This window comes from Neorhizobium sp. JUb45 (assembly GCF_004343585.1).
GTDB lineage: Bacteria > Pseudomonadota > Alphaproteobacteria > Rhizobiales > Rhizobiaceae > Neorhizobium.
Window position 1 is genome coordinate 206,530 of record NZ_SLYW01000006.1, and the last position, 18,169, is coordinate 224,698.

General features: G+C 59.2%; 14 protein-coding genes and 1 pseudogene. 13 read left to right on the forward strand and 2 right to left on the reverse strand.

Translation table 11 applies throughout. The features are described from left to right. Nucleotides 1–130 precede the first annotated feature (130 nt). Nucleotides 131–1,552, reverse strand: coding sequence for a hypothetical protein (locus EDF70_RS22180; RefSeq protein ID WP_132277993.1), 1,422 nt, complete (start codon nt 1,550–1,552; stop codon nt 131–133). A gap of 390 nt (nt 1,553–1,942) precedes the next feature. On the opposite strand from EDF70_RS22180, the gene EDF70_RS22185 reads away from it, so the two are divergent. From EDF70_RS22185 to EDF70_RS22220, 8 genes are all read left to right on the forward strand, one after another. Next, nucleotides 1,943–2,785, forward strand: a complete 843-nt coding sequence (locus EDF70_RS22185) for an ABC transporter permease (protein WP_132277995.1) — start codon at nt 1,943–1,945, stop codon at nt 2,783–2,785. Nucleotides 2,786–2,811: 26 nt separating this feature from the next. Continuing rightward, nucleotides 2,812–3,810 carry an ABC transporter substrate-binding protein gene (locus tag EDF70_RS22190; RefSeq protein ID WP_132277997.1) on the forward strand — a complete coding sequence of 333 codons (999 nt, stop codon included), beginning with the start codon at nt 2,812–2,814 and terminating at the stop codon, nt 3,808–3,810. Nucleotides 3,811–3,821: 11 nt separating this feature from the next. Beyond that, entirely contained in the window at nt 3,822–4,598 is a 777-nt protein-coding gene (locus EDF70_RS22195) for an ABC transporter ATP-binding protein (protein WP_132277999.1), read from the forward strand. A gap of 13 nt (nt 4,599–4,611) precedes the next feature. Further along, a complete protein-coding gene (locus tag EDF70_RS22200; protein ID WP_132278001.1) occupies nt 4,612–6,069 on the forward strand; it encodes an NtaA/DmoA family FMN-dependent monooxygenase in 1,458 nt (485 codons plus the stop codon). Between the two features lie 16 nt (nt 6,070–6,085). Next, nucleotides 6,086–7,525: an NtaA/DmoA family FMN-dependent monooxygenase gene (locus EDF70_RS22205; RefSeq protein ID WP_207908290.1), complete on the forward strand. Its 1,440-nt coding sequence runs from the start codon at nt 6,086–6,088 to the stop codon at nt 7,523–7,525. Nucleotides 7,526–7,534: 9 nt separating this feature from the next. Further along, nucleotides 7,535–8,356 carry a rhodanese-like domain-containing protein gene (locus EDF70_RS22210; protein ID WP_132278003.1) on the forward strand — a complete coding sequence of 274 codons (822 nt, stop codon included), beginning with the start codon at nt 7,535–7,537 and terminating at the stop codon, nt 8,354–8,356. 314 nt (nt 8,357–8,670) lie between these two features. Continuing rightward, nucleotides 8,671–8,922, forward strand: coding sequence for a type II toxin-antitoxin system Phd/YefM family antitoxin (locus EDF70_RS22215; RefSeq protein WP_132278005.1), 252 nt, complete (start codon nt 8,671–8,673; stop codon nt 8,920–8,922). After that, nucleotides 8,919–9,377: a type II toxin-antitoxin system VapC family toxin gene (locus EDF70_RS22220; RefSeq protein WP_132278007.1), complete on the forward strand. Its 459-nt coding sequence runs from the start codon at nt 8,919–8,921 to the stop codon at nt 9,375–9,377. The genes EDF70_RS22215 and EDF70_RS22220 overlap by 4 nt, the downstream gene beginning before the upstream one ends. Nucleotides 9,378–9,469: 92 nt before the next feature. Here the strand turns inward: EDF70_RS22220 and EDF70_RS22225 are convergent. Beyond that, nucleotides 9,470–10,396: pseudogene (locus EDF70_RS22225) on the reverse strand (AraC family transcriptional regulator). Between the two features lie 198 nt (nt 10,397–10,594). Here EDF70_RS22225 and EDF70_RS22230 point away from each other — a divergent pair. The 5 genes from EDF70_RS22230 to EDF70_RS22250 all read left to right on the forward strand — a co-directional run bounded on the left by EDF70_RS22230 (nt 10,595) and on the right by EDF70_RS22250 (nt 18,161). After that, nucleotides 10,595–12,061 carry an alpha-glucosidase/alpha-galactosidase gene (locus tag EDF70_RS22230; RefSeq protein WP_132278009.1) on the forward strand — a complete coding sequence of 489 codons (1,467 nt, stop codon included), beginning with the start codon at nt 10,595–10,597 and terminating at the stop codon, nt 12,059–12,061. Between the two features lie 90 nt (nt 12,062–12,151). Continuing rightward, nucleotides 12,152–14,239 carry an ABC transporter substrate-binding protein gene (locus EDF70_RS22235; RefSeq protein ID WP_132278011.1) on the forward strand — a complete coding sequence of 696 codons (2,088 nt, stop codon included), beginning with the start codon at nt 12,152–12,154 and terminating at the stop codon, nt 14,237–14,239. Between the two features lie 100 nt (nt 14,240–14,339). Then, nucleotides 14,340–15,347 (forward strand): ABC transporter permease, encoded by a 1,008-nt coding sequence (locus EDF70_RS22240; RefSeq protein WP_132278013.1) that lies wholly within the window; start codon nt 14,340–14,342, stop codon nt 15,345–15,347. Nucleotide 15,348: 1 nt separating this feature from the next. Beyond that, complete coding sequence (locus EDF70_RS22245) at nt 15,349–16,479, forward strand: ABC transporter permease (protein ID WP_132278015.1); 1,131 nt, start codon at nt 15,349–15,351, stop codon at nt 16,477–16,479. Between the two features lie 14 nt (nt 16,480–16,493). Continuing rightward, on the forward strand, nt 16,494–18,161 hold the full coding sequence (locus EDF70_RS22250) for an ABC transporter ATP-binding protein (RefSeq protein ID WP_132278017.1): 1,668 nt from the start codon (nt 16,494–16,496) through the stop codon (nt 18,159–18,161). The last annotated feature ends 8 nt before the right edge of the window (nt 18,162–18,169 follow it).

The window sequence follows — 18,169 nt, forward strand, 5'->3', positions numbered from 1 at the left end:
GCCGGGCATTTTTGCGCCCGGCCTTTTTTATTCAGGACAATGGAGAGGCGCTTGCGGACCGACGGCCGCTCTTTGCGCTAGCGGCGGTTAATCGCTAGCGCCTTTGACGTCCAACCTGCCAAAATGCGACCTATTGAACGAGGCTGCGCTGAGCCTGCGTCGGCACCATGTCCGGGGTTGCGATTTCGTGGGAAGCCGATCCCTGCTCTGCCGTCGGCAATGAGATGGTGTTGGAGGCGTCATGGGAAGCATTGAGGCGACGGGCCACGACGTCATGGTTTAGCCACTGCACAGGTCCAACCGGCGATGATGACGCGCCGAAGATCAACTCCCCCGTCGCTTCGACGACAAATGTGCTGAGCAGATCGCTGATGAGCAGCTTGCCGCTGCGGTGCATCGCCGTGATTTCGATGGAGGTTCCGATGGTCAGATCGGCCTGCGGCTGACTGTTGGGCATGGGCCATGCGGAGAAGTCATAAAATGGCACCATGGCTTCGTTCGCCTGCAGATCGCCGATTTTGCGGATAACGTCTTCCAGCGTAAAGCCGTCCTGCAGCAGGGCCTTGCAGGCGCGCCACTGCTCGTCTGCCCATTGGCCGCCGTTTTCTTTTTTCAAGGCGAGCAGGAGAGGGATAAGCGGCAGCTCGATGCCGGTGAACACATCCGAGGAATTGGTCCGGATCTCGGGACAGTTATAGACGGTCGCCTTTATGCCCTTTGCCCAGGCATTTTCCGCAATGCCTTCCAGACGCATCTTGGCATAGCCCTGCGTGTAGTTCGTATAGGTCTGCCAGCGATATTCGCCACCGATCAAGATGCCCGTTCCGTGGTAGCCGTATGCCGTATAGCGAATCTGGCCACCCGAGGCTTCGGTACGCTGGCGGATGGCAGCGCTGGCGTCGATGAGATGCTGGAAGGTGATCGCGGACACTTCGTCGAAATTGCGCAGGATGAGCTTGCCCATATCGCTGTCGAGCAGTGCCTGCGACGACATGTGCCGCGCGCCGGTTCCCTTGTAGATACGGTTGGCGACGACGAGAAAAACCTTCGCTTTGGGTATGCCTCCGGCCATGGTATGGGCGAAAAATACATTGCGGCCTTCAGGGATCATGCCGTCAAGCACACTCATCACCTGCGCCAGCGCATCCTTGAACCGCGTCGTGGCGACAGCCTGACACTGTTCGATATATGCCCAGTCCAGCTTCTCCCGTTCCCAGCTTTCGAGCGTCATGCCAGCCAGAAGGTCTGTCGGGGTAGGGCCACCCTCGGGGGCATCGAGATCGAAACCGGCCATCAGCGGGATATTGATGATCTCGCCGCCCAGCCGCTGCTCGGCTTCGGAAAGCTCTTCGGCCGTCAGCGGGCGCAGGCAATTGTTCTCGTCGCGCCGTCCAACGGTAATTCCCACGATCCGCAAACCGGCTTTGCGTGCCTGCTCGACAAGCCCGGTCGCATAACCACGGCCAAACAGCTCTCCGAAAAGAACGAAGACGTCGCCTTTGCGAAACACGGTATTTTCGGTGATGGTCTTGAGCGGGATCGGATTTTTCATGGCTTCAGTTCTCAAACATCTCGGTCGTCGCGCGGTCGGCACGACAATCGCTGCAGCCTAATTGGAGATAGAAGGGCGCGATGGAAAGTCATTTAAAGTGACCGAACATATCGAAACGTGAACTGACGCACCGGTTTATCCGCCTGCCGACCACAGCGCGCTCATCGCAATCCATACCCCCGAGCCAGTCTTCGCAGCACTTCGCGACGCCTGAAACCGGATTTTCTCAAATGAAATCGGCATGATTTCGGATTGTTGGCGCCGTCTTGGCGAAGGAAAAGCGTTTCCTTTCATCGCCCAATGAAAAGAAAAATCTACCTTTTTTATAGAATATTGAGCGCCTAGCCTTGCATTGATCAATTCCGGTCAAGGCAAGGAAACCGGCTCTTCATGTCACTGACATCCGCATTCGAAACATCCCGACCGCTGTCCGCCCGAAGCCAGAATGCGGGGAGATTCGCATCGCCACAATGGGCGCTCTTCAGTTGGTTGCGGGCCGGTCAATTCGCGCTTGCTGCCGTGATCCTGCTGGTGATCCAGTATGCCGTCGACAGTGGATCGGTCAAACAGATCTATCTCGCATCACCGACCCAGATCGTCGCCGCATTTCCGAGATTGCTTTTCGAAAACAACCTTCTCTACCATCTCTATATCACGCTGTCGGAAGCGCTGCTGGGGTTCGCTCTGGCGCTGACGCTCGGTGTCGCGACAGGCGTCGCGATGGGCCTGTTCGCCAAAGCCAACACATTCTTCGGGCCTTTCCTTGTCGCCATGATGGCCATTCCCAAGGTGACGATCATCCCGCTTCTGACGCTCTATCTGGGCATCGGTTTTTCCCACAAGGTCTTCATCGTTTTTCTGTTCGGCTATTTCATCTTCGTCTTCAACACGATTGCCGGCATTCGCCAGGTCGATGAAAAACACCTGAAGGTGGCGCGCGCCTTCGGCGCCAGCCGCCTGCAGATCGTCACCAAGATCATCCTGCCATCGGCGGTTCCATCCATCATGGCGGCCGTTCGGCTGGAGGCGGCCATGTGCCTGGTGGCGGCGCTGTTTGCTGAAATCGTCGCCTCCAAGGCCGGGCTCGGCAACATGCTCAACCGCGCCGTCGGCGTCTACGACACGGCCAGCGTTTTTGCTCTTGTCGCCACCATCACGGCAATCGCGCTGGTCACCGTTTCCCTCATCAACCTTCTGGAGAAGCGTGTGTTTCTCCGTTGGAAATACGTCTGATTTCGTCAAACCACAGGACAATTTTCATGAATTTCTTCAAGCCGATCGCCCTATTCGCCGGGTTGGTTTTTGCCAGCGGCGCCACGGCTCAAACACAGCCTGAAAAAAAGACACTGACGCTTGCGGAAAGCACCGCCTATACGCAGCAGCCGATCCGCTTCGGCGTGGAAAAGGGCTTTTTCGCGGAAGAAGGCCTGGATGTGCAATTCACCGACGTCTCGGATATTCCAACCGGTGTCGCCACCGGTGAACTGACCTTCGCCTTCGGGCCGACCAGCCAGTATCTGCGGGCTGCGGCGCTGGGCTCACCGATCAAGATCGTGTCGTCCGCCTTTCGCAGCAAGGGGCCGTTCTTCCTGCTGGCCGGCAAGAATGTAAAGGATTTCGCCGACCTGAAAGGCAAGACGATCGGCAATGCCACCGAGGGATCGAACATGGACGCCTATCTGAAGGTGATCCTGCGTGAGAACGGCATTGACCCTGCCAAGGATGTTACGCTGTTTGCCGCCGGGACCTATCAGCAGGCTTATGGCGCGCTGATTTCGGGCCAGGTCGATGCAACGATCATCCACCAGCCTTTCCCGGCCATGGCCGAGCTGGAAGGCGAAGGCAAGACGCTGGCGAGGGGCTGGGATTACCTGCCCACCTATCACACCGGCGTGCTGATCGCCGGCAACGATGTCATTGCCAACGATCCGGACCTGCTGCAGCGCGGTCTACGCGCCTATTTCCGTTCCTATACCTACGCCAAGGCCAATTACGGCGAATACATTCCCTGGCTGCAGAAACAGCTGCATCTGAACCCGCAGGCCGTCGCCAACGCGATCCGCCAAGAAGACGATATCTGGGACAGCAATCCGGCCATCGACCGCAAGGCGATCGCCGATACGCAGGCTGTCGAGATCGCGCTGGGCAACCAGAAAGAACCCTATGACGCGGAAAAGTTCATCGACGAACGTTTCATCCCCAAGGAATACGTAAAGCCGTTTTCTTATCCGGCGCGGTCGGGCGGCACTTCGAACTGAGGCTGATACCGATGACGCTGTTTCAGATCTCTTCCGTCGACAAGGTCTATCCCGGCAGCCCGCCCGTCGTGGCGCTGCAGGATATCTCGCTGAGCATCGAACAAGGCGAATTCATCGTCTTCCTCGGCCCGAGTGGCTGCGGCAAAAGCACGTTGCTGGAGCTGCTGTCCGGTTTGCAGCAGCCCAGTGACGGGCAGGTCTCCTTCCACGGCCGGCCCATCGAGGGGCCGCATCACTCGCTGGGCGTCGTGTTTCAGGATGCATCGCTACTGCCCTGGTCCACCATCGAGGACAATGTCGCGTTCGGGCTGGAACTGTCCGGGATCGGCAAGGCGGAACGGGGCAATACGGCGCGGCATTATCTCGACAAGGTGGGCCTGACCGGCTTTGGCGAAAAATATCCGCATCAGCTTTCCGGCGGCATGCGTCAGAGGGCCGGTATCGCACGTGCCCTTTCGACAGAACCGGAAGTGCTGCTGATGGACGAGCCGTTCGGCGCCGTCGATCACATCACCCGCATCAAGCTGCAGGAAGAACTGACAGGCCTCTGGCAGGAAAACCGGCGCACCATCGTGTTCGTGACGCATGATGTCGGCGAGGCGGCGTTTCTGGCCGATCGTATCGTGCTGTTTTCGCCGCGGCCCGGTCGGGTGCACACGATCTTCGACGTCGATCTGCCGCGCCCGCGCCGGCGCGGCGATCTCGACCTGCTCAAACTGGAATCGAAAATTTACGACACGCTGCATGCGGTCGAGAACCAGAGCCGTGCCGCGAACGCGCCGGTTTGATGGAGAGATGACCATGGCCCTTGAGGCACAGAACCAAACGACCAGTGACGGCAAACACCGGCAGTTGCACCTCGGCTACATGTATTGGGCCAATGGCACGCATCCGGCAGGTTGGCGTTATCCGGGCGCGGCGCATGAAGGCGCATTCGAGCCGGACCACATCGTCCGGCTGGCCAAAACTGCCGAAGCGGCAAAGTTCGACTTCTTCTTTTTCGGCGACCGGTTGGCGACCGGGCTGAATTACGAACTCACCAATACATCCGTGCTGGCGCGTTTCGAGCCGTTTACGGCTGCCTCCTATCTGGCGACCAAAACGAGCGAGATCGGCATCGTCGTCACCGCCAACCCCACCTATTACGAACCCTTCAATCTCGCGCGTCTGGTTTCCTCCCTCGATCATGTCACGCATGGCCGGGCTTCGTGGAACATCGTCACCGGCGCGGATGGGCGCGCAGCGCAGAACTACAGCCGCAGCGAACACGGCGATCCCGACTACCGTTACGATCGCGCCGACGAATTCATCGGCATCGTGCGAAAGCTGTGGGACAGTTGGGAAGACGATGCGTTTATCCGCGACAAGCATACGGGCGATTTTGTCGATGGGGAAAAGATCCATCCGCTCAACCATGTCGGCAAGACATTCAGCGTAAAGGGGCCGCTCAACGTCGCGCGTGCGCCGCAGGGGCATCCGGTCATTCTTCATGCGGGCACGTCGGAACGGTCGAGGAATTTTGGCGCGGGCGAGGCCGATGTGATCTTTGCCGCTTCAGCGACACTGGAGGACGGTGTCGCCTACGCCAACGATATGCGCCGCCGCGCCCGGGAAAGAGGGCGGCCGGACGGCCAGATCAAGATCCTGCCGGGGATCACGCCGCTCGTCGGCAGAACACGCCAGGCGGCGCGGCAGATTTATGACCAGTTGAACGCGCTGATCATCCTCGACGAGGATATACGGTTCGGCGGACGTGAACCGTCCTATTGGAGCCTTGATGCCAAGGTGGCCGAGATCCGCGGCGAGGCCGTTGGTGCCGGTCACCGCAATCTCGGTGCCCTGTCGCAGCGGGTCGGCGTGTCTCTGTTGCATGTCGGCCTCGACGATCTGGTCGATCTGGAGCGTGCGAGCGCATTCAAACACGCCGGTGCAAGGCTTCTCACCGAAACCGAGCGCCGAACCGGCCGCGGGATCGGTCAGGTCAGCTGGCGCGACCTTCTGCACAGCTACATCGTCGGCGGCCATGTCGTCGTCGGCAGTGCGCAGGATATCGCCGATTATTTCGAAAGCTGGTTCAAGGCCGGGGCCTGCGACGGGTTCAACGTGCAGTCCGCCTATGTCTACGAGCAACTGGATCTTTTCGTCGAGCTGGTCGTGCCGGAGCTGCAAAAGCGCGGCCTCTTCCGCACCGAATACGAGGGTGCAACGCTGCGCGATCGTTTCGGTCTCGAGCGTCCAGTCAATCAATTCGCTGCATGAAACGGGGTTCTTCACGATGACCAAAACACCGAAAAAGCAGAGAGAACTGCATTTTGGCCTGATGTTCTGGGCCGGCGGCACCCATCCGGCCGGTTGGCGCATGCCGTCTTCGAGGGCCGATGCCGCCTTCGATATCGAGTTCCTGCAATATGTGACGCAACTGGCGGAAAAAGCGAAATTCGATTTTCTTTTCCTTGGCGACCGGCTTGCCACCGATCCGCAGTTGCAGACGACCAATCCGGCGCAGATGTCGCGTCTCGAACCTTTCGTCTCGGGAGCGAGCCTTGCGGCTGCAACCTCCCATATCGGCATCGTGGTGACGGCCAATCCCACCTATTACGACCCGTTCACCGTCGCCCGGATGTTCGCCTCGCTCGATCATCTGAGCAAGGGACGCGCATCCTGGAACATCGTCACCGGCGCCGACGCCATCGCGGCAGCCAATTTCAGCCGCGATACCCATTGGGAAACCGAAAAACGCTATGACTGGGCCGATGAATTCGTCGATGTGGTCAAGGGATTGTGGGATACGTTCGAGGATGACGCCTTCGTGTGCGATCCGCTCAAGGGAACCTATGTGGACCCGGCCAAGGTCCATAAGCTCAGTCACAAGGGCCAGAACTTTGCGGTCGAAGGCCCGTTGAATGTCGCACGTCCCGTGCAGGGGCATCCGGTCATTCTACATGCCGGCACATCGGAGCGTTCGCGGCAGCTCGGCGCGCGCGATGCCGATGTTATTTTCGCCGGCCAGGGCACGATCGAGGCCGCCAAGGCCTATTATGCCGACATGAAGGCGAGGGCGGTGGCATACGGCCGCGACGAACTCGATTTCTCCATCCTGCCCGGCCTGACGCCGATCGTGGCACCGACGACAGAAGAGGCCGTGGCCATTTACGACAGGCTCAACGGCTTTCTGGTGCTCGACAAGGAGGACAATGACGGTGAGGAAGTGCGATTCGGTGGACTGGGACGCAACGCGCTTCGCAACCTGACGCGCGTCTCCGGCATACTCGGCGTCGACGTGCGGGGCAGCGATCATGACGCCGCCGTGCCGCGGCAGGTGGCCGAGCAGGCCTCGCCGGAAGGGCAGGCGCTGATCGCCGAGGCGACACGCCGGACACGCCGCACGCCGGAAGGGCCATCGCCGCTTCTGTTCAAGGACCTGATCTACACGACCATCTTGTCGGGCGCCGTCGTGGTTGGAAATCCGACGGAGGTCGCCGATTTCATCGAGTTATGGTTCCGTGAAAAGGCGGCCGACGGTTTTAACATCTTTCCGCCCTATGTGCCGGAATCCGTTGAGGCCTTCGTGGAACTCGTTGTGCCGGAACTGCAAAAGCGCGGGTTCTATCGCAGTGATTATTCCGGCAGCACGTTCCGCGATCATCTTGGCCTGACACGGCCGGAAAACAGGTTTGTCTCGAAAAATGCGGCAACCAGCAGCAAGGTGGCATGAAGAGCCGATATGACCGAGCTTAAGGGCGCAAACCCGTTTATCAGTGCAGAAGACCTCGCATCCCTGCAGCAGGCCGATCGGCCGGTCGTCATCCTCGCCGTCGTCAGCGATGCGCAGGACGACAAGCCACTGCGGATTGAGGGCGCGATCGATGTCGTTCTGGCCAGTGAGCTGGCGGGGCCGGGTGGCGGCACGCAGGGTGCGCGCCCACTTCCGGCCGTGGCGGACCTGCAGCAGGCGGCGCGGCGCTGGGGCCTGAACGACGACACGATCGTGGTTACTTACGACAACGGCAGCGGGTTTGCGGCGGCACGCGCGTGGTGGACGCTCACATGGGCGGGTGCCCGGCATGTCCACATCCTTGACGGCGGTCTGGCGGCGTGGACGCTGCTTGGCCTGCCTGTCAGCCGGCAACATCCCGCGCCGCCGGCGCAAGGCGACATTGTTCTGACGACCGGCCATCTCCCGGTTCTCGACGCCGACGGCGCCTTCCGTCTGGCGGGCAAGAACAAGCTCTTTGATGCCCGAACAGAAGACGTGTTTGCGCGTGGCCATATTCCCGGCGCTATCAACGCCTCTGCGTCGAGAAGTCGAGCAACTGATAGACGGCTTTTGCCGCACGACGATCTACGGGCAACACTGAGTGACGATTTTGGTGATCGGGCGGAAATCGGTGTCTATTGCGGCAGTGGTGTCTCCGCTGCGTACCAAATTGCCGCCCTCGCTGCCCTGGGCCGTCCCGCCGCCCTGTATCCTGGCTCATGGTCGGCATGGTCGGCGGATCCGCATCGTCCCGTTCAGATCGGAACGTTTCAAAAGCGCGCCGGCTGACCGGCCGTTCTGTCTGCTTGAATGCTAGGCATCGTCTGGTTCAACGCAGCAAGGTCAGCGTGTTCAGCGGAAAACTGGTCTCCTGAGCCGTGGCGAACGGCTCATCCCTTCGTGCAGTCGGAGAAAATGTTCGAACCCAGTCCGGTAATTGAGGCGCTGAAGGTGAAGGTAAGGCATTCTCAGTATATCAACATTCAATAATGCGGGTCGCAGGTTCATATCCGCTCAAGAGCTTAAATGCGAACTTTGATTCAGCCGTGCAGGTTTCTCGCATATTGATTATCTCGGTATGTGGTCATTGTTCTGGAGGTCAGATGTCAAGCATCAGTGTTGCCGAGGCAAAAGCCAGATTCGCTGGCCTCGTGGATGAAGCGGCGAAGGGTGAATTTGTTACGATCACGAGGCACGGAAAACCCGCTGCTGTGATCGTGAGTGTGGAAGCCGCAGAGCTCGCGAAGAAAGCACTGAAGAGGCCCCGTGCAAACTTTGGTGATTTCTTGTTGACCTTTCCGGGTGGAGCAGATCTCGAACGTGATCATTCCAAAATGCGCGATGTAGATCTGTGAACGGTTATCTGCTCGATACGAACATCATAAGCAAATTTGCGCCTGATAAGGTCTCTCCCTCAGCTGAAGTTCGCGATTGGTTTCACCAACAAGGCATGGCGGACGCGCTGTTCTTGTCCGCAATGACAGTAACTGAGATTGAGAGGGGTCTTCGATCACTTCATCGCCGTGGTGGTTTTGAAAGGGCGAGGAGGCTTTCACTCTGGCTGGATTTTATTACTGGCACCTTTGATGATCGTATCTTGCCGATGGATACTGTTGTCGCTCGCATCGCTGGATCTATGGAAGATGAAGCCAAAGGGAAAGGGCAGAACCCGGGCCTTCGCGATATCATCATTGCTGCGACAGCTCGAGCATACGATCTGACGGTAATTACCGAGAATATGCGGCATTTCGAACCTTTGAACGTCCCGGTAGATCTCCCAGTTTTCTTCAAGACTGATCAATCGAGCTAGAGAAACCTCTGAGACTGCGGGTCGGAGGTTCGAGTCCACTCAAGACCTGCAAGCGGTTGATGTCATACCAGTTGGCTGTACGATCTCTGCCCTTATGATGAACTGCCATTCGACGGGATGATCCTGGTTCGCTTGCGATCTGAGACGCTGGCATACATGCCTGTCGTTCTGAAGTCGCTGGGATTAATGTCGTAGAGTCGTCTGAACACTTTTGAAAAATAGTTGGGGTCCTCAAATCCGCACAGCGCCGCAACCTCCTTGATTGGCATGTCGGCGGCTTTTGTCAGGAGTTTAGCGGCGCGGCGCAGGCGTCGCTGAAGTACGAATTCGGCAGGCGGCAAGCCCTCGTTGGCGGCAAATATACGGGAAAAATGGGCTCGGCTGAGGCCGGCAACCTGCGCCAGATCGCTCACCGAAAGCCGTTCGTCGAGATGGCTTTCGATATGGCTGAGCACATGCTGCATGGTCCGGTATTCCTGGCCGAAATTCGGATGCGAGCCAAAGACGTCGTCGTAAAGCGTCATCGCCGCCTCGTAGGCAATGGCTGAGGCGAGGCCCGGCGTCTCGCCGCCATTGACCAGACGGTGGCAGCAATGGGCAAGATGATCGATCGTCTGCGACTGCAGATGCAGGATCGGCCCGGTGATCGACAGGATCGAGCGGTGGATGCGCAGCGCCTCCTCGCCGTTCATGGAGATCCAGAAAAACTCCCACTCGTCGCCCGGCTCCAGCCAGTAGCGATGATTGTGCGGAATCATCAGCAGCAACGTTTAGCCGGGTTTGACCTGCATGCTGCGGTTTTCATAACGCAGATTGCCGCGTCCGCTAATGCAGTGCTGCAACACGGTGAAGGGCGCCTGGCCACGGCGGCGCCCGTCCCAGTCATAGGCGATGTCGCGCCTTACCTCGTAACCGCTGCTGGTCGGCATCGTGTGCAATGTTTGGCGTCCGCGTGGCAGCGTGACGGAGCGACTGGCCGGGCCGCGGTCTATCAAATTTTTGAGCACAAAATTACCCACGATAGCATAATCCTTCTCTGGCCTGGTTCTTGATTATACGCATAATCGCAATCCGAGGAGAAGTTGGAGGGAGAGGCGCGGAAGCGATTTCGGCGAAATACAGCTACTTACCTGTATTTTATCCGTCGAAATCAGACGACGTTATTTCGTCGTGCTTGCGTCACCTGAGCCCTTGAGGTCACAAGGAGGAATGGACTCGTGGGTTTCAAAATAGCTATCATTGGCGCGGGAAGTGTTGGTTTCACCAAAAAGCTGTTCACCGACATTCTCTGCGTGCCGGAATTTCAGGACGTGGAATTTTCGCTGACCGATCTCAGCGAACGCAATCTGGGCATGATCCGCGAGATCCTCGAAACCATCATCGAGGCGAACAAGCTTCCCGCCAGAGTGACGGCGACGACCGACCGTCGGCGCGCACTGGAAGGCGCGCGCTACATCATCAGCTGCGTGCGGGTCGGCGGGCTGGAAGCCTATGCCGACGACATCGCCATTCCGCTGAAATACGGCATCGATCAGTGCGTGGGTGACACGATCTGCGCCGGCGGCATTCTCTATGGTCAGCGCAACATCCCGGTCATTCTCGATTTCTGCAAAGATATCCGCGAGGTCGCCGAGCCGGGTGCAAAATTCCTGAACTATGCCAACCCGATGGCCATGAACACCTGGGCGGCGATCGAATACGGCAAGGTTGATACGGTCGGTCTCTGCCACGGCGTGCAGCATGGCGCCGAACAGATCGCCGAGGTGCTGGGCGCCAAATCGCTCGATGAACTCGACTACATCTGCTCCGGTATCAACCACCAGACATGGTTCACCGAACTGAAGCTGAATGGCCGCAAGATCGGCAAGGACGAACTGGTTGCCGCCTTCGAGGCGCATCCGGTGTTCTCGCAGCAGGAAAAGCTGCGCATCGATGTGCTGAAACGCTTTGGCGTCTATTCGACGGAGAGCAACGGTCACCTGTCGGAATACCTGCCCTGGTATCGCAAGCGGCCGGAGGAAATTTCCCGCTGGATCGACATGTCGGACTGGATTCACGGCGAGACCGGCGGTTACCTGCGCCACTCGACGGAAACGCGCAACTGGTTCGAAACCGAGTTTCCGCAGTTCCTCGAACAGGCGAAAAAGCCGATCGATCCCGCAAAACGGTCCAACGAACATGCAAGCCATATTCTCGAGGCGCTGGAAACGGGACGTGTCTATCGCGGCCATTTCAACGTCAAGAACAATGGCGTCATCACCAATCTTCCGTCCGACGCCATCATCGAATCCCCCGGTTTTGTTGATCGTTTCGGCATCAACATGGTCTCGGGTATCACAATCCCCGAAGCCTGTGCTGCCACCTGCATGGCGTCGATCAACGTCCAGCGCATGTCCGTGCATGCCGCCATCAGCGGCGACATTGATCTGTTGAAGCTGGCCGTGCTGCACGATCCGCTGGTCGGCGCCGTCGCCACGCCGGAAGAGGTCTGGCAGATGGTGGACGAAATGGTGGTGGCGCAGGCGCGCTGGCTGCCGCAATATGCCGATGCCATACCGGCAGCCAAGGAACGGCTGGCGCATTCCAAGGTCAAGACACGCGACTGGCAGGGCGCGGCGCGCCGCAATGTCCGCTCCATCGAAGAGCTTCGTGCAGAAAAGGCTGCAATGAAAAAAGCAGGCTAGGTTTTCTAAAGGCCGTGACCCGGAGGAGCGGGGCACGGCCTCATCGCCATGAAGGCAAGGCAGGCCGACTGCCGTCAGGGAGGAATGACGATGCCGTTTCAGACCAGAATTTCGACCATTGCCGTGCTCAGCCTCGGCGTTTCTTTGATTGCCGTGAGCGCCAACGCGTACGAACCGACCACGCCGCCGGAACCGCCGAAATTTCCGGCGGAAGGCAAGGTTACCTATGTGCCGCGCGATTCCATTCTCGAATTCAAGGCGCTGCCGCAATACAGCCAGCCGGATTGGGTGGCGGAAAAGTTCGAAAAGACCGGCAAGCTGCCGCCGCTGAAGGACCGCCTTCCGGAAGAGCCGCTGGTCTACAAGACCGGCAACATGCCGGATGGCGTCGGCGTCTATGGCGATACGATGCGCCATGTGGTCGGCGGACGCCCTGAGGGCTGGAACTATATTGCCGGCCAGAGCCAGGGCTGGGGCGGCATCGACATCGCACTGTCCGAATGCCTGACCCGCACCGCGCCGCTGTTTCAGGTCAACGCCGCCGATACAGAACCGCTGCCCAATCTCGCCAAGAGCTGGGATTGGTCTGAAGACGGGCACAAGCTCACCATGCATCTGGTCAAGGGCGCCAAATGGTCTGATGGCGAAGCCTTCAACGCCGATGACGTGATGTTTTATTGGGAAGATGCGGTCATCGATCCGCAGGTTTCGCCGCTCGGCGGTGGTGCGTCACCTGAAGCATTTGGCGAAGGCACGACACTAAAGAAGATCGACGACTACACCGTGGAGTGGACGTTCAAGGCGGCCTTTCCAAAACAGTATCTCTACACGATGGCCTATCCGACCTTCTGCCCGGGACCGTCGCATCTCCTGAAACCAAAACATCCGAAATATTCGTCCAACACCTACAACCAGTTCAAGAATGCCTTCCCGCCGGAATATATGAACATGCCGGTCATGGGCGCCTGGGTGCCGGTCAGCTATCGGTCCGACGATATCATCGTGCTGCGCCGCAACCCCTATTACTGGAAGGTCGATGAGAAGGGGCAGCAGCTGCCTTACATCAACGAGCTTCACTACAAACTTTCGACCTGGGCTGACCGTGACGTGCAGGCCGTTGCCGGCTCCGGCGACCTTTCCAATCTCGAGCAGCCGGAGAACTTTGTCGCTTCGCTGAAGCGCGCGGCCGATGAAAACGCTCCGGCGCGCCTTGCCTTCGGCCCGCGCCTCACCGGCTACAATCTGCTGATGAATTTCTCCGCCAATGGCTGGGGTAACCCGGATGAACGCGGCCAGGCGATCCGCGAACTCAACCGCAACCCGGAATTCCGCAAGGCGATCACCTCCGCGATTGATCGCAAGGCGGTCGGCGACTCTCTGGTCAAGGGACCGTTCACGGCCATCTATCCGGGCGGGCTTTCCTCCGGCACGAGTTTTTATGACCGCGCATCTACCGTCTATTACCCCTTCAATCTGGAGGAGGCCAAGGCGGCGCTGAAGACGATCGGGTTGGTCGATACCGACAATGACGGTTTCGTCAATTTCCCGGCCGGCACGGCGGGCGGCAAGAATGTCGAGATCGTCGTGCTCGTCAACAATGGATACGCGACCGACAAGAGCCTTGCCGAAGGGCTGGTGGGCCAGATGGCCAAGCTCGGCATCCGCATCGTTTTGAACGCACTCGATTCCAACCAGCGTGACGCCAAACATTACGGCGGACAGTTCGACTGGGCGGTTCGCCGCAACAGCACCGAACTGTTTTCGGTGGTGCAGAATACAGAGCAACTGGCGCCGGTTGGCCCGCGCACCAGCTGGAACCACCGCGCGCCGGAAGGAAAGCCGGTCGACATGATGCCTTTCGAGGCTGAAATGGTCGAGGTCGTGAACAAGTTCACCGCGTCGCAGGACAATGCCGAAAAGGCGGAACTGATGAAGCGGTACCAGAAACTTTATACCGAAAATCTCTACACGATCGGTTTGACGGAATATCCGGGTGCCTTGATCATCAACAAGCGCTTCTCCAACGTTCCGGCCGGCACGCCGATCAACATGTTCAACTGGGCCGAAGACGCCATCATCCGCGAACGCATGTGGGTGGCGACGGACAAACAGGGCAAATACGAACTGTTTGCCGAGCAGCTGCCCGGCAGGCCGGGCGACAAGGGCCCAACCCAGTAATCTCCCTCCCAGAAGAAGTCCCGGTCGCGCGTGAAGCGCGGCCGGAGAGGACGATAATCCGGGCGCTTATTGCGCGCCCGCTGAAAGGAGAGAGACGGAAATGCTGAGATTTCTGTTGACCCGCATAGGCTCCGCCATCCCGGTGCTGCTCATCCTGAGCGTGGTGACTTTTGCCATCATCCAGGCCCCACCCGGTGATTATGCCGATTACATCCGCTCGCAGCTGATGAACCAGGGCGGCGCATCCTTCGAGCAGGCGCAAGCGCAGGCACAGGCCTATCGTATCGAGCATGGTCTCGATCAGCCGATGGTGGTGCAGTATTTCAACTGGATCAGCGGGATCGTGACGCGCGGCGATTTCGGCTACAGCTTCTATTACAACAAGCCGGTCGCAGAAGTGGTGGGTGAACGCCTGCCGCGCACTCTGGCCCTGGCTGTCGTCTGCCATATTCTCGCATCGCTGTTCGGCATCGGTTTCGGCATCTGGGCGGCAACCCGCCAATATTCCTGGATCGACAATGTCCTGTCGGTCGTCTCCTTTCTTGGCATGACCATCCCGCGCTTCCTGATGGCGCTGGTGCTCGTCTATTTCATGGTTTTCCATTACGATGTGTCGGAGATCGGCAGTTTCTTCTCGCCGCAATATGGCGGTGCGCCGTGGTCCTGGGCCAAGTTCGTGGATCTCGTCAGCCATGTCTGGCCGGTCGTGGCCATCGCCGTGTTCGGCGGGCTGGCCTACAATATGCGCGTCATGCGCGGCAATCTGCTCGACACGCTGAACGCCCAGTATGTCGAGACGGCGCGTGCCAAGGGACTGTCGGAAGGCGCTGTCATCATGCGCCATGCGGTGCCCAATGCCGTGCATCCGCTCGTCATGTATCAGGGCGTGGTTCTTCCCTACATGCTGTCGGGTGAAATCGAGACTGCCATCATCTTCTCGCTGCCGACTGTCGGTCCCGCCATCGTCGGTTCCATGGCGGTGGGTGACGTTTATGTCACCGCAACCTTCATGATGGTGCTCGCGGCAACGCTGATCATCGGCAATATCATCGCCGACATGCTGCTCGCCTTGCTCGACCCACGCGTTCGCGAATTCGGGAGGGCGTGAGATGACCGCCATCGATCAAACCACCACCAAGATGATCACACCCGTCGCCGAGCCGCAGCAGGCGAATGAAAGTTATGTCGCGCTGGTCTGGCGACGTTTCCGCCGCTCCGTCACCGGCATGATCGGGCTGGCGCTTGTCGCCCTACTGTTCCTCACCGCCATCTTCGCCAACTTTTTTGCGCCGATGGACCCGATGGAAACCCATGCGAGTTTTTCGCCGCCGCAGGCCATCAGTTTCGCGGACAAGGAAGGTGCCTTCAGCATTTTTCCCCGGGTTTATGCCACGGCTGAAACGGAGGAGCTCGATCCCGTCACCTTCCAGCCGATCGTCGGGCCGGATTATGACAACCCGCTTTATCTCGGCTTCTTCGTCAAGGGCGCGGAATACAATCTGTTTGGCCTGATCCCGATGGACCGCCATTTCTTCGGCGCCACCGATGGCCAGCCGGTGCATTTTCTTGGCACCGACAAGTTTGGTCGCGATGTACTGTCGCGGGCCATCCATGGTTCACGCATTTCCCTCGCCATCGCGCTGAGTGTGGTTTTCATCGTCACGGTGATCGGCACGACGGTCGGGCTTGTCTCCGGTTATTTCGGCGGTGTCGCCGATACCTGGATCCAGCGTTTCGTCGAGGTCGTGCTGGCCTTTCCGCAATTGCCGCTTTACCTGGCGCTCACCTCGCTGATCCCGGTCACGGCGCCAACCCATGTGTTCCTGACATTCGTTGTCGTGGTCATGTCGGCGCTGGGCTGGGCGCAGATGTCACGCGAGGTGCGCGGCAAGTCGATGGCTCTGTCCCGCATCGATTATGTCCGCGCAGCCATTGCCGTCGGCGCCACCGATCGCCGCATCATCTTCCAGCATATCCTGCCCAATGTGATGAGCCATGTGATCGTTTCGGTCACGCTGCATATCCCGAGCGTGGTACTGCTGGAATCCTTCCTCGGCTTCCTCGGTTTCGCGGTCAAACCGCCGCTGATCTCCTGGGGCCTGATGCTGCAGGACACCTCCACCTATTCCGTCATCGGGTCCTATCCGTGGATCCTCGCCCCCGTCGGCTTCGTGCTAATCACCGTCTTTGCGTTCAATGCGCTGGGTGACGGTCTGCGCGATGCCGTGGATCCCTATTGAGGAGAGGACAGAACATGGCTCTCGCAATCGTCAACAATTACGCACCTTCCGACCGTTTCGATCATGATGCGCAGAAGGGAACACCGATCATCGATGCCCGCAATGTCGGCGTTACCTTCAAGGTGGAGCACGGCGCGGTAGAGGCGGTGAAGGATATTTCCTTCCAGCTCTATCGTGGCGAAACCATCGCCATCGTGGGGGAATCCGGTTCCGGCAAGTCGGTGACGGCACGCACCGTGATGGGGCTGCTCTCGAAACGCGCAACCATCTCGCCGAAGGCGACGGTCGGCTTCAACGGCGACAATATCCTGAAATTTTCGCCGCGTGCCCGGCGCGCCTTGCGCGGCAACCGCATCTCGATGATCTTTCAGGAGCCGATGAGTTCGCTCAATCCGCTTTATACGGTGGGCAGCCAGATCGTCGAGGCGATCCGCGCGCATAACAGGGTCAACCGGAAGGATGCCGAGGCGAAGGCGCTCGATCTCCTGAAGCAGGTGCAGATCCCCGAACCGGAAGCGCGGCTGAAACAATATCCGCATCAGCTTTCGGGCGGCCAACGCCAGCGCGTGATGATCGCCATGGCGCTCTCGAATGACCCCGACGTGCTGATCGCCGACGAACCGACGACGGCGCTCGACGTCACGGTGCAGGCGCAAATCCTCAACCTTATCCGTTACCTGCAGACACAGCGCGGCATGGCGGTGGTGCTGATCACCCACGACCTCACGATCGTGAAGAAGTTTTCGGACTATGTTTATGTGATGCAGCACGGGGAAATGCGCGAGCACAACACGACCGAGCGTATCTTTGCCGATCCGCGCCATCCCTATACGAAAAAGCTGCTGGCCTCGGAGCCGCATGGCAGCGCCGGGCCGCTGCCGGCGGATGCGGGTGTGCTGCTCTCGGCGAATGGCGTGCGGGTGTCGTTCATGATGCGCCATGGCGGCATCTTCAAACCGGACCTGCGCGAACTGGTGGCCGTCGATGGTCTCGGCCTCACGCTTCGCCGGCATGAAACACTGGGTATTGTCGGTGAATCAGGCTCGGGCAAGACCACATTCGGCCAGTCTCTGCTGCGGTTGAACCAGCCGAGTGCCGCCGAAATCACCTTTGCTGGTGAGCGGATCGACGCCCACTCCCGTGCCCAGATGCGGCCGCTGCGGGCGAAAATGCAGGTCGTTTTTCAGGACCCGTTTTCGTCCCTCAACCCGCGCATGACGATCGGCCAGATCATCGATGAAGGCCTTGTCGTCAACGGGCTCGGCAGGAACAAGGCAGAACGGCTGGCACGCGTGCGTGATGCGCTTGATGCTGCCGGCATGCCGACCAATATCCTGTCGCGCTTCCCGCACGAATTTTCCGGCGGTCAGAGGCAGCGTATCGCCATTGCCCGTGCCGTGGCGTTGGAGCCGGAATTCATCCTGCTCGATGAGCCCACCTCGGCGCTCGACCTGTCGGTGCAGGCGCAGATCATCGAGCTGCTGCGAAAACTGCAGGATGAGCGCGGCCTCAGCTACCTGTTCATCAGCCATGACCTGAAAGTGGTGCGCGCACTCTGCCACCGCGTCATCGTCATGCAGAACGGCCGCATCGTCGAGGAGGGGCCGGTCGAAGACGTCCTTTCCAAACCCAAAACGGAATACACCCAGCGGCTCGTGAAGGCCGCTTTCGAAATCGCCTGATATCGGAG

Excerpts from the sequence above, each read along its gene's own strand:
- EDF70_RS22180 (WP_132277993.1), bottom strand. The coding sequence starts at position 1,552 with ATGAAAAATCCGATCCCGCTCAAGACCATCACCGAAAATACCGTGTTT.
- EDF70_RS22185 (WP_132277995.1), top strand. The coding sequence starts at position 1,943 with ATGTCACTGACATCCGCATTCGAAACATCCCGACCGCTGTCCGCCCGA.
- EDF70_RS22190 (WP_132277997.1), top strand. The coding sequence starts at position 2,812 with ATGAATTTCTTCAAGCCGATCGCCCTATTCGCCGGGTTGGTTTTTGCC.
- EDF70_RS22195 (WP_132277999.1), top strand. The coding sequence starts at position 3,822 with ATGACGCTGTTTCAGATCTCTTCCGTCGACAAGGTCTATCCCGGCAGC.
- EDF70_RS22200 (WP_132278001.1), top strand. The coding sequence starts at position 4,612 with ATGGCCCTTGAGGCACAGAACCAAACGACCAGTGACGGCAAACACCGG.
- EDF70_RS22205 (WP_207908290.1), top strand. The coding sequence starts at position 6,086 with ATGACCAAAACACCGAAAAAGCAGAGAGAACTGCATTTTGGCCTGATG.
- EDF70_RS22210 (WP_132278003.1), top strand. The coding sequence starts at position 7,535 with ATGACCGAGCTTAAGGGCGCAAACCCGTTTATCAGTGCAGAAGACCTC.
- EDF70_RS22215 (WP_132278005.1), top strand. The coding sequence starts at position 8,671 with ATGTCAAGCATCAGTGTTGCCGAGGCAAAAGCCAGATTCGCTGGCCTC.
- EDF70_RS22235 (WP_132278011.1), top strand. The coding sequence starts at position 12,152 with ATGCCGTTTCAGACCAGAATTTCGACCATTGCCGTGCTCAGCCTCGGC.
- EDF70_RS22240 (WP_132278013.1), top strand. The coding sequence starts at position 14,340 with ATGCTGAGATTTCTGTTGACCCGCATAGGCTCCGCCATCCCGGTGCTG.
- EDF70_RS22245 (WP_132278015.1), top strand. The coding sequence starts at position 15,349 with ATGACCGCCATCGATCAAACCACCACCAAGATGATCACACCCGTCGCC.
- EDF70_RS22250 (WP_132278017.1), top strand. The coding sequence starts at position 16,494 with ATGGCTCTCGCAATCGTCAACAATTACGCACCTTCCGACCGTTTCGAT.